The 13,688-nt window shown below is 64.9% G+C and carries 11 protein-coding genes and 2 pseudogenes; 12 read left to right on the top strand and 1 reads right to left on the bottom strand.

Annotation, left to right across the window (positions count from 1 at the left end):
- Positions 1-112 precede the first annotated feature (112 nt).
- The 12 genes and pseudogenes from AOQ71_RS24590 to AOQ71_RS24540 all read left to right on the top strand — a co-directional run bounded on the left by AOQ71_RS24590 (position 113) and on the right by AOQ71_RS24540 (position 11,893).
- Entirely contained in the window at positions 113-538 is a 426-nt protein-coding gene (locus AOQ71_RS24590; protein ID WP_057752264.1) for an organic hydroperoxide resistance protein, read from the top strand.
- A gap of 188 nt (positions 539-726) precedes the next feature.
- A pseudogene (locus AOQ71_RS24585) lies at positions 727-1,770 on the top strand (CaiB/BaiF CoA transferase family protein); the annotation flags it as partial.
- A gap of 1 nt (position 1,771) precedes the next feature.
- Positions 1,772-1,906: pseudogene (locus tag AOQ71_RS48385) on the top strand (CoA transferase); the annotation flags it as partial.
- Between the two features lie 216 nt (positions 1,907-2,122).
- A complete protein-coding gene (ugpB, locus tag AOQ71_RS24580; RefSeq protein WP_057752261.1) occupies positions 2,123-3,439 on the top strand; it encodes a sn-glycerol-3-phosphate ABC transporter substrate-binding protein UgpB in 1,317 nt (438 codons plus the stop codon).
- A 54-nt stretch (positions 3,440-3,493) separates the two neighbouring features.
- Positions 3,494-4,375, top strand: a complete 882-nt coding sequence (ugpA, locus tag AOQ71_RS24575) for a sn-glycerol-3-phosphate ABC transporter permease UgpA (protein WP_057752260.1) — start codon at positions 3,494-3,496, stop codon at positions 4,373-4,375.
- Positions 4,375-5,223: a sn-glycerol-3-phosphate ABC transporter permease UgpE gene (ugpE, locus tag AOQ71_RS24570; protein ID WP_057752257.1), complete on the top strand. Its 849-nt coding sequence runs from the start codon at positions 4,375-4,377 to the stop codon at positions 5,221-5,223. Before ugpA ends, ugpE begins: the two co-directional genes overlap by 1 nt.
- A gap of 6 nt (positions 5,224-5,229) precedes the next feature.
- Positions 5,230-6,315: a sn-glycerol-3-phosphate import ATP-binding protein UgpC gene (locus AOQ71_RS24565; RefSeq protein ID WP_057752254.1), complete on the top strand. Its 1,086-nt coding sequence runs from the start codon at positions 5,230-5,232 to the stop codon at positions 6,313-6,315.
- Positions 6,316-6,550: 235 nt separating this feature from the next.
- Positions 6,551-6,976, top strand: coding sequence for an Hsp20 family protein (locus AOQ71_RS24560; RefSeq protein WP_011083554.1), 426 nt, complete (start codon positions 6,551-6,553; stop codon positions 6,974-6,976).
- A gap of 50 nt (positions 6,977-7,026) precedes the next feature.
- The gene (locus tag AOQ71_RS24555; protein WP_057752251.1) at positions 7,027-7,299 is read left to right on the top strand and encodes a BQ00720 family protein; all 273 of its coding nucleotides are present in this window, start codon (positions 7,027-7,029) and stop codon (positions 7,297-7,299) included.
- A gap of 339 nt (positions 7,300-7,638) precedes the next feature.
- Complete coding sequence (locus AOQ71_RS24550; protein ID WP_057752248.1) at positions 7,639-8,280, top strand: TetR/AcrR family transcriptional regulator; 642 nt, start codon at positions 7,639-7,641, stop codon at positions 8,278-8,280.
- The gene (locus AOQ71_RS24545) at positions 8,277-10,964 is read left to right on the top strand and encodes a molybdopterin-dependent oxidoreductase (RefSeq protein WP_057752245.1); all 2,688 of its coding nucleotides are present in this window, start codon (positions 8,277-8,279) and stop codon (positions 10,962-10,964) included. Before AOQ71_RS24550 ends, AOQ71_RS24545 begins: the two co-directional genes overlap by 4 nt.
- Positions 10,961-11,893, top strand: a complete 933-nt coding sequence (locus tag AOQ71_RS24540) for an FAD binding domain-containing protein (RefSeq protein WP_057752242.1) — start codon at positions 10,961-10,963, stop codon at positions 11,891-11,893. The genes AOQ71_RS24545 and AOQ71_RS24540 overlap by 4 nt, the downstream gene beginning before the upstream one ends.
- A gap of 82 nt (positions 11,894-11,975) precedes the next feature.
- Here AOQ71_RS24540 and AOQ71_RS24535 read toward each other — a convergent pair whose 3' ends face one another.
- Complete coding sequence (locus AOQ71_RS24535) at positions 11,976-13,514, bottom strand: AMP-binding protein (protein ID WP_057752238.1); 1,539 nt, start codon at positions 13,512-13,514, stop codon at positions 11,976-11,978.
- Positions 13,515-13,688 lie beyond the last annotated feature (174 nt).

Below are 13,688 nucleotides of genomic sequence, written 5' to 3'. Positions count from 1 at the left end.
CTACATTCAATTGCGAACAATTAAATGTGAGGCATGCGGATTTCAATTGCGCACAATCTAATTGTTTGCAATACAGACCGCACCCCAACCGAAGCCCCTTAGGGAGACGAAAATGTCCGTGAACGTCCTTTACAAGACCAGCGCGAAAGCCACCGGCGGCCGTGACGGCCATGCTGCGACCCTCGACGGCGCGCTCGACGTCAAGCTGACCACGCCGAAGGAACTCGGCGGCGGCGGCGGCGCCGGCAACAATCCCGAGCAGCTGTTTGCGGCCGGCTATGCCGCCTGCTTTATCGGCGCCATGAAGTTCGTGGCCTCGCAGGGCGGCCCGAAGGTTCCCGCCGACGCCTCCGTGACCTCGACGGTCGGCATCGGCCCGCGCTCGGCCGGCGGCTTCGGCCTCGACATTGATCTCGCCGTCTCGCTGCCGGGCCTGTCCCGTGCGGACGCCGAAGCGCTGGTCGAGAAGGCGCACCAGGTGTGCCCTTACTCCAACGCGACGCGCGGTAATGTCGACGTTCGCTTGGCCGTCGTCTGATCCCGACGGTGAATGGCTGGCCCGGGATCCCTCTCGGGCCGGCCGCTTCCGCGAGATTTCCCACGCTGCGGGATTGCGCGGCGACGCATACGCCCCCACGCGACAGGCCATTGCTGGCGCGTTCGAACCTCGCTAGGCCTGTGATCAATATCGACACAGGGAAGCAAGGCATGACTGACACAGGCGCAATGAGCGGACTGCGCGTCATCGATCTCACGCGCGTGCTTGGTGGCCCCTATTGCACCCAGATCCTCGCCGACCACGGCGCCGACGTGATCAAGGTCGAGCCGCCCGCGGGCGACGAGGTGCGCGACTGGGGTCCTCCCTTCCACGACGACGACGCGGCCTATTTCATCGGCATCAACAGAAACAAGCGCTCGATCGGTCTCGACCTCGCCTCCGAAGGCGGCCGCCTCGTGCTGCTCAAGATGCTGGAGACGGCCGACGTCCTGATCGAGAATTTCAAGCCGGGCACGCTGGAGAAATGGGGCATCGGCAACGATGTGCTCGCCCAGAAATTTCCGCGCCTCGTGCATTGCCGGATCTGCGGCTTCGGCGCCGACGGCCCGCGCGGTGGCAATCCCGGCTATGACGCCATCATCCAGGCCATGACCGGAATGATCGCGGCGACCGGATCGCCCGAGAGCGGCCCGATGCGGATCGGCGTGCCCCTGGTCGACATCACCACAGGCCTCTACGCGGCGATCGGCATCCTGATGGCGCTGTCCGAGCGGCAACGCTCCGGCAAGGGCCAGTTCCTGGAGACGACGCTGTACGAGACCGGCCTTGCCATCATGCATCCCCACACCGCGAATTATTTCATGCATGGCAAGCCGCCTGGCCTCACCGGCAACGAGCACCCGAACCTCGTGCCGTACGCGATCTTCCCGACCAAGACCGACAACATCTTCATCGGCGTCGGCAATGACGGCACCTTCCGCAAGCTCGCCAAGGAGATCGGCAAGCCCGAGCTCGGCACCGACCCGCGCTTTGCCCGCAACAAGGACCGCATCGCCAATCGCGAGGCGCTGCGCGCCGAGCTCGCCGCGGTGTTCAGCCAGCACGAGGCCGAGCCGCTATGCAATCGCCTGCTCGCCGCGGGCCTGCCCGCAGGTCCCGTGCAGAAGATCGACCAGGCGCTGACCAATCCGCACACCGTCGCCCGCGGCGATGTCATCGAGAAGGACTGGTACAAGGGAGTGGCTTCGCCGATCCGGCTCGATCGCAGCAAGNCCGAGCCTGCGCCGGCTGCCGCCGAAGTTCAGCCAGCACTCCCAGGAGGTGCTGGGCGAGTTCGGCTACTCAAGGTCGGAGATCGACGCGATGGTCGAGAGCGGCGTGGTCTGCGGGCCCGAGCGCAAGCGCTAGGCCCAACTGCCGCATCCGACGCGTGATGCCGCAGTGCGGCGCGGGCATTGGTGTGCACCGCGAACGCCCGCCGTTGCGCGGCGCGTTCGCCTATTTGACGACTTCCCTTTTCCGGCGCTTGCCGCTTTCGTTTCGGCCGCTTACACAGTCATGTGAACGTCATCTGGCGCTGCTAGCGCAAGCGCTTCTTTATTGACGGCTGAGGGAGGTTTCTTGATGGCTCTTCGATTTTTTGGGGCGGCTGCCGCTGTCGCAATCGCGGTCGGCATGACGGCTTCGCCGGCGCTGGCCGTGACTGAAATCCAGTGGTGGCACGCGATGACCGGTGCGAACAACGACGTCATCGTCAAGCTCGCCAACGACTTCAACGCGGCGCAGAGCGACTACAAGGTCATCCCGACCTACAAGGGCAGCTATCCCGACACCATGAACGCCGGCATCGCCGCGTTCCGCGCCGGCAATGCGCCGCATATCATGCAGGTGTTCGAGGTCGGCACCGCGACCATGATGGCCGCGACCGGCGCCGTGAAGCCGGTCTACAAGCTGATGGCCGACGCCGGCGAGAAGTTCGATCCGAAGGCCTATCTGTCCGCGATCACCGGCTACTACTCGACCTCGAAGGGCGAGATGCTGTCCTTCCCGTTCAACTCGTCGTCGACAGTCATGTGGGTCAATCTCGACGAGCTGAAGAAGGTCAATGCCGAGATCCCGAAGACCTGGCCCGAAGTGTTCGAGGTCGCCAAGAAGCTGCACGACAACGGCCATCCGACCTGCGGCTTCTCCAACTCCTGGGTCACCTGGGTCAATCTCGAGCAGCTCTCCGCCTGGCACAACGTGCCGCTCGCCAGCAAGGCGAACGGCCTTGACGGCTTCGACACCAAGCTCGAGTTCAACGCACCGCTGCAGGAGAAGCATCTCGAGAAACTGGTCGAGCTGCAGAAGGACAAGACCTACGACTACGCCGGCCGCACCAACCAGGGCGAAGGCCGCTTCACCTCGGGCGAGTGCGCGATCTACCTGACCTCGTCGGCCTTCTTCGGCAACGTCAAGGCGCAGGCCAAGTTCAACTTCACCGCCGTTCCGATGCCTTACTATCCCGACGTCAAGGGCGCGCCGCAGAACTCGATCATCGGCGGTGCCTCGCTCTGGGTGATGGGCGGCAAGTCGGCCGACGAGTACAAGGGCGTCGCGAAATTCCTGACCTTCCTGTCGGACACCGATCGCCAAGTCTACATCCACAAGGCCTCGGGCTATCTGCCGATCACCAAGGCCGCCTACGAGAAGGCCAAGGCCGAGGGCTTCTACAAGGATCAGCCCTATCTCGAGACCCCGCTGCTCGAGCTGACCAACAAGGAGCCGACCGAGAATTCGCGCGGCTTGCGCCTCGGCAACATGGTCCAGCTGCGCGACGTCTGGGCGGAAGAGATCGAGCAGGCGCTCGCCGGCAAGAAGACCGCCAAGCAGGCGCTCGACGCCTCGGTCGAGCGCGGCAACACCATGCTGCGCCAGTTCGAGAAGACCGCCGTAAAATAAGGCGAAGGCGCCGGCGGGCCGCATCGACCAGCGGCCCGCCCGCGCTACCCCATCATGCAAAAGCAAGCGATTTTCCAATCAAAGCTGCTGCCTTACGCGCTGGTTGCCCCGCAACTCGCGATCGTCCTGATTTTCTTCTACTGGCCGGCCTTGCAGGCCGTGATCCAGTCGTTCCTGCTCCAGGACGCGTTCGGGCTCTCGACGAGCTTCGTCTGGTTCGAGAATTATCTCGAGCTGTTCAGCGAGCCCGCCTATTTCGAGACCGTCGTCCGCACCTTCTTCTTCTCGTTCGCGATCGCGACGTCCTCGCTCTCGGTCGCGCTGCTGCTCGCGGTGATGGCGGACAAGCCCTTGCGCGGCGGCGCGGTGTATCGCACGCTGCTGATCTGGCCCTATGCGGTGGCGCCGCCGGTGGTCGGCGTGCTCTGGGTGTTCATGCTGCATCCCTCGCTCGGCGTGCTCTCGCGCTATTTGCGCGCCGCCGGCATCGAATGGAATCCGCTGCTCGACGGCAACCAGGCCGCGACACTCGTCATCCTCGCCGCCGCCTGGAAGCAGATCTCCTATAATTTCCTGTTCTTCCTCGCAGGGCTCGCGGCCATTCCGAAAAGCGTGCTCGAGGCCGCCGCGATCGACGGCGCGCGCCCGATGCGGCGGTTCTGGACCGTGACCTTCCCGCTGCTGTCGCCCACCATCTTCTTCCTGCTGGTCGTCAACATCGTCTACGCCTTCTTCGACACCTTCGGCATCATTGACACCATGACCCGCGGTGGCCCCGGCACCTCGACCGTCACGCTGGTCTACAAGGTCTATAATGACGGTCTGATCGGCGGAAATCTCGGCAGCTCGGCGGCGCAATCGGTGATCCTGATGATCATGGTGATCGTGCTCACCGGAATCCAGTTCCGCTTCGTCGAACGCAAGGTGACCTACTGATGGTCGAGCAAGAGGGCTTCAGGCGTTACGTCGCCCACATCATCCTCTGGATCGGGATCGCGATCGTCGCCTTTCCGGTCTACGTGGCCTTTGTCGCGTCGACCCAGGACAACGCGTTGATCGCCAACGGCCAGATGTCGCTGCTCCCGGGCGGCCATTTCTTCGAGGTCTATTACCAGACGATTTTCGTCGGCACGAGCGGCTCGACCCGCGAGCCCGTCGGCAACATGATGTTCAATTCGCTGGTGATGGCGCTGGCGATCGCGATCGGCAAGATCGCGATCTCGATCATCTCGGCCTATGCGATCGTGTATTTCCGCTTTCCGTTCCGGATGGCGATCTTCTGGATCATCTTCATCACCCTGATGCTGCCGGTCGAGGTGCGCATCTATCCGACCTACAAGATCGTCGCCGATTTGCACATGCTCGACAGCTATGCGGGCCTGGCGCTGCCGCTGATCGCGTCGGCGACGGCGACGCTGCTGTTCCGCCAATTCTTCATGACCGTGCCGGATGAATTGCTGGAGGCCTCGCGCATCGACGGCGCCGGTCCCTTGCGCTTCTTCTGGGATACGCTGCTGCCGCTGTCGCGCACCAACATGGCGGCGCTGTTCGTGATCCTCTTCATTCTCGGCTGGAATCAATATCTCTGGCCGCTGCTCATCACCACGCGCGACGACATGCAGACCATCCAGATCGGCATCCGCAAGATGATGACCACCAACGATGCACTGACCGAATGGCCGATCGTGATGGCGACCGCCGTGCTGGCCATGCTGCCGCCGGTGTTCGTCGTCGTCGCCATGCAGAAATTGTTCGTGCGCGGCCTGGTCGAGACGGAGAAGTAAAGAGAGATGGCCAACGTCACCCTGCGCAACGTCCGCAAGACCTACAGCGGCGGCTTCGAGGCCATCAAGGGCGTCAACGTCGATGTCGGCGACGGCCAGTTCTGCGTGCTGGTCGGACCAAGCGGTTGCGGCAAGTCCACGCTGCTCCGCATGGTCGCCGGCCTCGAGACCGTCACCGGCGGCGAGATCGACATCGGCGGCAAGGTCGTCAACGGCATCGAGCCCGCCGATCGCGACATCGCGATGGTGTTCCAGAACTACGCGCTCTATCCGCATATGAGCGTGTTCAACAACATGGCCTACGGCCTGCGCAATCGCGGCATGCCGGAAGCCGAGATCAAGACCCGCGTCGAGGAAGCCGCGCGGGTGCTCGAGCTCTCCGCCATGCTGGAGCGCAAGCCGCGCCAGCTCTCCGGCGGCCAGCGCCAGCGCGTCGCGATGGGCCGCGCCATCGTGCGCCAGCCCAAGGTGTTCCTGTTCGACGAGCCGCTGTCGAACCTCGATGCCAAGCTGCGCATCTCGATGCGCGTCGAGATCCGCAAATTGCAGCGCCGGCTCAACGTCACTTCGATCTACGTCACCCACGACCAGCTCGAGGCGATGACGCTCGCCGACATTCTGGTGGTGATGAACGGCGGCCAGGTCGAGCAGGTCGGCAATCCCTTGGCGATCTACGAGAAGCCGGCGACGACCTTCGTCGCCTCCTTCATCGGCGCGCCGCCGATGAACCTGATGTCGACACGCCAGGACGAGATCAAGTCGCAGCTCGGCGGCGCCGCAGGCGAGGCCGGCATCCTCGGCATCCGCCCCGAGGATCTCGTCATCACCGACCAGACGCCGTCAGGCGGCGTTGCGCTGTCGCTGACCGTCGACGCGATCGAGCGCGTCGGCGCCGAGACTTTCGTCTACGGCTCGCGCGCCCAGGACGAGCAGCGTGTCGCCGCCACGCCGGGCGAGTTGCCGCCGGGCGAGGTCATCGTCCGCATTCCCGGAACCGAGGCGCCCGCGATCGGCGCGAGGATCCGTGTCGCCGCAGTCCGCAACAAGCTCCATCTCTTCAGTGGCGATGGACGGACGCGGATCGAGGTCTGATCGGTTCCGGCCTAACCTGTCGAAAACAACCCCATGCACAGTAGAAGGGGCTCTGTTTTCATTGGGAGAATCGTCCGGAAAACCGGCACCGCCGCGCGGCAGCGCAAGCAGTGAATCCACACCCCCCTGCTACGTGCTTGAACCCGCACGGGGATATGCCCATATTGCTGACCAAGGGGTGCCTTGATGGGGCCCCGAAACACCAAAGTCGCTTTCCGCGAGGACTTTGTAAACTATGTCTCGTGTTCCCACGCTTTCCAGTCCGTTCCTTCTGGGCTTCGACGAAATCGAGCGCGTGCTCGATCGCGTCGTCAAAGGCGCCGACGGCTATCCTCCCTACAATATCGAGAGGTGCGACCGATCGGACGGCCAGCCCGAGCGTTTGCGCATCACGCTGGCGGTCGCCGGCTTCACCCGCGACCAACTCGATGTAACCATTGAGGAAAACCAGCTCGTCATTCGCGGGCGGCAGCAGGACGACAAGACCCGGCAATACATCCATCGCGGCATCGCCGCGCGCCACTTCCAGCGCACCTTCGTGCTGGCAGAGGGGATGCTGGTGCTGGGTGCGGATCTGAAGAACGGGTTGTTGTCGATCGACCTGGCCCGGCCAGAACCGGAGAGGATCGTTAAGACAATCGCTATCAATGAGCACGAATAATGGAACGAGTAGCGGACTCGACCGCTTAGTTCTGTGAAGGAGTCGAGACCATGAGTGAAGGTCACGTTGCGTTCGAATACGAAGCCAGGAACGTCTCACCCGAGACGCTGGCAAACCTCGGCGAAGGTCACATCGCCTATGTGAAGCAGATCCGCTCCGAGGATGTGCCCGGCCTGTTCCCCGAAGCCCCGAAGATTGCGCCCGGCCTCAAGCTGTTCGCGCTCCACGCCGCCGACGGCACGCCGATCATGCTGACCGACAGCCGCGAAGCCGCAATCGCCAACGCCTGGAGCAACGAGCTGCAAGCGATGAGCGTGCACTGAGCGCGACAAGCGTCGCACGAATAGATTTTTGACGGGCATGCCTTCGCAGGAAGGCGTGCCCGTTTTCATTTTGGGTGATGAAGCTTCCGCGTCGTCATTGCGAAGAGCACTTGCGACGAAGCAATCCAGAATCTCTGCGTGGAAAGATCCTGGATTGCTTCGCTACGCTGGCAATGACAGAGTTTGAGGCGGCGACGCGCCGAAATCTCCTGTCCCGGACGCGCTGCAGCGCGAAGCGGTGCGGCGCAGAACCGGGACCCAGGCCTCGGCTCTCGCGCGCATGCAACCGTCATCAATCCGTGATTTGACAGTTCCTTCACATTTGTCAAATCTGACAAAATGCAGGCCAAGGCCCCTCCCCAGGATCGCATCCTCGACGCCGCCATGCGCGTGTTCCGTCGCCACGGCTTCCGCCGCTCCTCGATCGAGCAGGCGGCGGAGGAAGCCGGGCTGACGCGGCAGGCGCTCTATCATCACTTCGCCTCCAAGGAATCGCTGTTTCGCGCCGTGCTCGAGCGGCTCTACGAGCAGGGGCTCGCTGCCGAAATCGCGGCCGCGAAGGCGGCGGAAGAAGCGGGCCTCGGGCTCGCCGACATCCTGGTCGCCCAGATCGGCGCGCGGATGCAGTCGCTGCTCGCTTCGCTCAAGGACTCGCCCCACACCGAGGAGCTGTTTTCCGAGCATCTCGCGCAGGCGCGCGACCTCTACCAGAGCTATTCCAGCCGTTTCGCCGACGAGATCGCGACCACGATCGCGCGGGTCTGCCGCAAGCGAAAGCTCACCCTCGCAAGCGGCGTCAGCGTGCGCGAGCTGGCGCGCTGCGTCGAGATGGCGATCCACGGCACCAAATCCGCTTTCCCTGCCATGCAGCCGCTCGAGGCGTTCCTGAAACAGCTCGAGACCATGCTGCGCATGCTGATCGCTGGCGCGATGGCGCCGTCAGCGAAGAAGTCCCTGCGCAAAACGGGAGTTCGAAGATGACCGCCACGACCATCAATGGAAGGCCTCTGGTGCTGCCAGACGATCCGGATGCGCTCTTGATCGACGTGATCCGCGATGGCGGCCTCACCGGCACCAAGCTCGTCTGCGGCTCCGGCGTCTGCGGCGCCTGCACCGTGCTGCTCGACGGCGTGCCCGTCGTGAGCTGCCTGTTGCCGGCGCAGGCGGCCGCCGGCAAAGCGCTGACCACCATCGAGGGCATAGGCAGCACCGGATTGCATCCGGTGCAGAAGGCGTTCATGGCGCACGACGCCCTGCAATGCGGCTTCTGCACGCCGGGCTTTGTCGTCGAAGCCACCGCCTTCCATGACAGCTGGCGCGCCACCAAGGGCACGGCGACGCCCTCGCGCGAGGAGATCGCCGCCGCGCTGTCAGGACATCTCTGCCGCTGCGGCGCCTATGAAGGCATTTTTCGCGCGGTGGCGGAGGCTTGTTCAGGCCGCTTCGACGGCAACGATCCCGTCGCGCCGCGGCTGGAAGCCCGCGACAAGGTGACGGGACTGGCCCGCTACACCGTCGACATCCACCATGACGGCCAGCTCGAAGGCGTCATCCTGCGGGTGCACGTCGCGCATGCGAGGATCACCTCCCTTGACCTGGCGCCGGCACGCACTATTCCCGGTGTTGCCGCGGTCGTTCCGCTGCTCGACGATGACAACATGGTCCGCTTCGTCGGCGCGCCGATTGCGGCCGTCGCGGCCAGGGATCGCCGCACCGCATTGCAGGCCATCGCCGCGATCAGCTTCAAGCCCGAGCCTTTCCCCGCGGTGATCGGGCTCGATGCAGCGCGACGCGACGATGCGCCAATCGTGTTCGACAAGAAGGACCGCAAGCGTGCCGGCAACGTGTCCGAGGGCGCCGGCGGCGCTCCGGTGTCGTGGAAGGGCAATGTGCGCGGACCTTCGGCGCCATTCTCGCAGAAAGCCAAGCAGGCCAAAAGCTGGCTTGACGAAGCGCGGGCGCAACGCAATCCGCTGCTGGTCGAGGAAACCTTCCGCGTCTCGACGCAACAGCACGCAAGCCTCGAACCACATGCCGCCGTGGCCAGGTTCGACGGCGATCAGCTCACCGTGCACATCTCGACCCAGGCCATTCACGAGAGCATGGAGAAGATCGCCAAGCGCTATGGCCTTCCGCACGACAAGGTGCGTGTGATCGCCGATCATGTCGGCGGCGGCTTCGGCTCCAAGGGCAGCCTTGGCCTCGAGACCATCGCCGCGATCGAGCTCGCGCGCGCCGCGAAGGCGCCGGTACGTGTCGCCTTCGATCGCGAAGAGGAGCTTTCCGTCGCCGGCTATCGTCCTGCCGCCGAGCTGAAACTGTCCTTGCTGCCTTCGACGGAAGGCCGCCTCAAGGCGCTGTCGCTCACCGCGCATGCCGATACCGGCGCCGCCGTGAACTCGCTGATCGCGGGCTTGGCGCGGCTGATCTATCCGGCCGACGCGAAAGAGCTCGTCGACTACGACGTGCTGAGCAATTTGCCGCCCGGCGCGCCGTTCCGCGGCCCCGGCGGTCCGCCGATGTCGTTTGCGCTGGAGCAGGCGGTTGATGAAGCCGCGCTGCGCATGAAGATCGACCCGATCCGCTTGCGCAAGCTTTGGGACCCCGATCCCAATCGCCAGCGATTGTACGACTGGGCCGCCGGCCTCGACGTCTGGAAGAACCGCAAGCCGGCCGCCGCGCAAGAAGGGCGCTACCGGCGCGGCGTCGGCGTCGCCACCGGCTACTGGCTTTATCTCTGGCAGACCGGCTCCTCGGTCGAGCTCGCGGTCAAGGGCGGCCGCATCGTCGCAAGCTGCGCGGTCCAGGATATCGGCACGGGCACGCGCAGCGTGATCGCGAACACTGTCGCGAAAGCGTTCGATCTCGAGCCACAGGACGTGGAGGTTCGCATCGGCCGCTCCAACCTGCCGCGAGGGCCGGGCTCCGGCGGCAGCCGCGTCACCGCCTCGGTGGTGCCGCCGACCCTGCTCGCCATCGACAAGCTGAAGGCGGAAATCAAGCGCACCGCGTCGCGCACACCCGCTCCGGGCTCGAACGCGCCGTGGCGCGAGATGATCGCGGCTTCCCCTGATATCGCCGTGTCGGCAAGACGCCAGGAGGACGGCACGCCGCCGCCCGGCATCCGGCCCGCGCTGCACGAGGCGGGCATCATGGGCCGGGTGTTCGGTTGGGTGCTGCGCCTGATGAACCACATGGTGGTCGGCGCCGGCGTGCCGAGCTCGGTGCAGGTGATGGAAGTCGAGGTCGACACCTGGCTCGGCCATGTGCGCGTGCTCAACGCCTATACCGGCCTTTCGATCGGCAAGCTCGCCGCGCCGATGCTGGCGCGAAGCCAGGCCGCCGGCGCGGTGATCCAGGGCATCGGCTACGCACTCTATGAGGCGCGGGAGACTGATCCATTGAGCGGCCACATCCTGAGCGGCAGCATGGAGGATTACCGCATTCCGGGGATTGCCGACATGCCGAAACTGGAGGTGCATTTCGACGAGGCCGGTTTCGAGCATGTGCCCGGTGGCAGCGTCGGCATCGGCGAAGTCGCCACCGTGCCGACCTCGCCCGCGATCGCCAACGCCATCCGCGATGCGCTCGGCGTGAGACTGACCGAAATTCCGTTCCGGCCCGATCGCCTGGTGGCCGCGCTGAAGGGGAGGGATGCAGCATGAGTGTCGCCGTCATGACCGCCAGGCCGACTGCCAGGCCCACGCCTGAATTCCGCGCCGGAGGCACCGATTTCAGCGAACGCCGCCGCAGCGGCGTGTCGCAGGGATTGGTGGTCGATATCTCGGCCAGCGGCGACAAGGCGATCACCTGGGACGCCAACGGAGCAGCCCGGATCGGCGCGCTGACCACCATCGCCACGATCGCAACGGACGCGCGCATCGCCGCTGCCTATCCCGGCATCGCGGCGAGCGCGCAAGGTCTCGCCACGCCCCAGGTGCGCCAGGTCGCAACGCTTGGCGGCAATCTCGCGCAGCGGTCGCGCTGCTGGTACTTCCGCCGGGCCGACATCGATTGCCTGAAGAAAGGCGGCACCACCTGCCCTGCCCGGTCGGGCAATCATCTCTATGGCGTTGCCTTCGATCTCGGCCCGTGCGTCGCGCCGCATCCCTCCACCATGGCCGCGGCCCTGCTCGCCTTTGATGCGACCATCGCCACGGACCGGCGCAGCGGACTCTCGATCGCGGATCTGCTCGGCGATGGCTCGGTCGCGCACGCCGATCACACGCTCGCAGCAGGCGAGATGATCAGGAGCATTGCGCTTCCGGCTCCGCTCGAGGGTGAGCGCGCGTCCTACAAGCGCGCGATCAGCCGGACCTATGCGGAATGGCCGCTGGTGGAGCTCTGCGCCCGCGTCGTGATAACAGGCGGCAAGTTCCAGCTGGTGCGTCTCGCTGCCGGCGGAGTCGCGCCCGTGCCGCTTCGCCTCACCGCCGCAGAAGTCGCGCTTCATGGCCAGATTGCCGATGCGGCATCGATCGCAGCGGCGGCGAAAGCGGCGACCTCGGGAGCCAAATCATTGCCGATGACGGCCTACAAGCTCGATCTGCTGCAAGGGCTGATACGCGACGTGCTGGAGCGGCTTTCGGATTAGCCGGCTGCGGCACGCTGCCTCGCGTGCGGAGAGGCAGCCGCATCGTGCGGCCGAACTCGCTTGAACTTGCACCCATCGGGCTTTAGCCGCCTGAACGACCTGCAAGCCGTGCGCGAATATCCGGCTTCAGCACCTTGCCGACCTTGGAACGCGGCAGATCGTCCCAGACCTCGATCTGCTTCGGTGTCTTGACGCTGCCGATCCGTTGCTTGACGAAGGCTGCCAGCGCCGTCGCATCGATGCTCTGGCCGGCGCGGGGCTGCACCACGGCGACGATCCGCTCACCCCATTTCTCGTCGGCCAGCCCGATCACGGCGCAATCCTGCACCGCCTCATGCGCCCGCAGCGCGTTCTCGACCTCGATCGAGTAGACATTGAACCCGCCTGTTATGATCATGTCCTTGGCGCGGTCGACGATATAGAGGTAACCGTCCTCGTCGATGTAGCCGATGTCGCCGGTGTGGTGCCAGCCATGCGCCGACGCCTCCGCCGTGGCTTCAGGATTTTTGTAATAGCCTTGCATCACCAGCGAACCGCGAACCACGATCTCGCCGCGTGCGCCTGATGGCAGCAGATTGCCGTCACCATCCATGATGCCGGCCTGCACCAGCGGACTGATCCGCCCGGCCGAAGCGAGCCGCTCCATCGCGATGGTGCCGTCGGCATTGTAATGCTCGTCCGGTGCCATCATCGAGATCATCATCGGCGCTTCGGTCTGACCGAACAGCTGCGCCATCGGCCCGATGCGCCGGAGCGCCTCCGCAAGCCGCGTGGCCGAGATCGGCGCCGCGCCGTACCAGAAACATTGCAACGATTCGAGCTTGGCGGAGTCGAGCCTGGGATGATCGAGCAGCATGTAGATCACGGTCGGCGGCAGGAAGGTGTGCGTGACATGGTAGCGCTCGATCGAATCGAGGAATTCGGCGATGTCGGGGTGATGCATGATCACGATGCGGCCACCGAGCGCCATGATCGGAAAGCACAGCACGCCTGCCGCGTGGGTCAGCGGGGCGAGCGCGAGATAGACCGGACGGCCCTTGAACGGATAACCCATCAGCGTCAGCGCCGTCATGGTCTCGATGTTGCGGCCCGACAGCATGACGCCCTTCGGCTTGCCGGTGGTGCCGCCGGTGCCGGGAATCATCGCGAGATCGTCGACGGTCTCGCGCTGGTAGGGATCGTTGGGGAGGCCGGCGAGCCAGCTGTCGAACGAGGGCGCGAAGGGCAATTCGGCATCGAGACAGACGAGCTTGCGCAGCTTCGGCAGCTCTGCACGCATGGCCGCCACCATCGGCGCAAAGCTTGAATGAAACAGCAGCAGGCTGCAGTCGAATTGGTCGAGGATGCCACGGTTTTCGGCCGCCTCGTTGCGCGGATTGATCGGACACCAGACCGCGCCCGCGCGGGAAATGCCGAACACGCAGGCAAACGCGACCGGATCGTTGCCGGAGAGGATCGCAACCTTCTCGCCGGGCGCGATACCCGACCGGTCGAGCCCGCGCGCGACGCGATAGCTGAGCTGCTGCACCTCGCGATAGCTGAGATCTCGCCCGTCCATGGTCAGGCACGGCGCATTGGCGCCGAGCGATGCGCCTTTGTCGAGATAGTCGATGAAGCGCATGGTCGCCCCCGAAGCATCGTGAGGTTGGTTAGCTACGAGCTGCGGCGAAGGTCACCTCTCCCTTGGGCGAGGTCGGCGCGGAGCGGCGGGTGAGGGGTTACGGTCTCTCGTTGAGCCGCGCCCCCTCACCCGATTTGCTGCGCAAATCGACCTCTCCCCGATGGGGAGAGGTAA

It is taken from the genome of Bradyrhizobium manausense (genome assembly GCF_001440035.1).
In the GTDB taxonomy this organism is placed as follows: Bacteria; Pseudomonadota; Alphaproteobacteria; order Rhizobiales; family Xanthobacteraceae; genus Bradyrhizobium; species Bradyrhizobium manausense.
Note: the sequence above shows the minus strand (reverse complement) of the source record. Positions and strands in the feature narration are given on the sequence as shown.

Excerpts from the sequence above, each read along its gene's own strand:
- AOQ71_RS24590 (WP_057752264.1), top strand. The coding sequence starts at position 113 with ATGTCCGTGAACGTCCTTTACAAGACCAGCGCGAAAGCCACCGGCGGC.
- ugpB (WP_057752261.1), top strand. The coding sequence starts at position 2,123 with ATGGCTCTTCGATTTTTTGGGGCGGCTGCCGCTGTCGCAATCGCGGTC.
- ugpA (WP_057752260.1), top strand. The coding sequence starts at position 3,494 with ATGCAAAAGCAAGCGATTTTCCAATCAAAGCTGCTGCCTTACGCGCTG.
- ugpE (WP_057752257.1), top strand. The coding sequence starts at position 4,375 with ATGGTCGAGCAAGAGGGCTTCAGGCGTTACGTCGCCCACATCATCCTC.
- AOQ71_RS24565 (WP_057752254.1), top strand. The coding sequence starts at position 5,230 with ATGGCCAACGTCACCCTGCGCAACGTCCGCAAGACCTACAGCGGCGGC.
- AOQ71_RS24560 (WP_011083554.1), top strand. The coding sequence starts at position 6,551 with ATGTCTCGTGTTCCCACGCTTTCCAGTCCGTTCCTTCTGGGCTTCGAC.
- AOQ71_RS24555 (WP_057752251.1), top strand. The coding sequence starts at position 7,027 with ATGAGTGAAGGTCACGTTGCGTTCGAATACGAAGCCAGGAACGTCTCA.
- AOQ71_RS24550 (WP_057752248.1), top strand. The coding sequence starts at position 7,639 with ATGCAGGCCAAGGCCCCTCCCCAGGATCGCATCCTCGACGCCGCCATG.
- AOQ71_RS24545 (WP_057752245.1), top strand. The coding sequence starts at position 8,277 with ATGACCGCCACGACCATCAATGGAAGGCCTCTGGTGCTGCCAGACGAT.
- AOQ71_RS24540 (WP_057752242.1), top strand. The coding sequence starts at position 10,961 with ATGAGTGTCGCCGTCATGACCGCCAGGCCGACTGCCAGGCCCACGCCT.
- AOQ71_RS24535 (WP_057752238.1), bottom strand. The coding sequence starts at position 13,514 with ATGCGCTTCATCGACTATCTCGACAAAGGCGCATCGCTCGGCGCCAAT.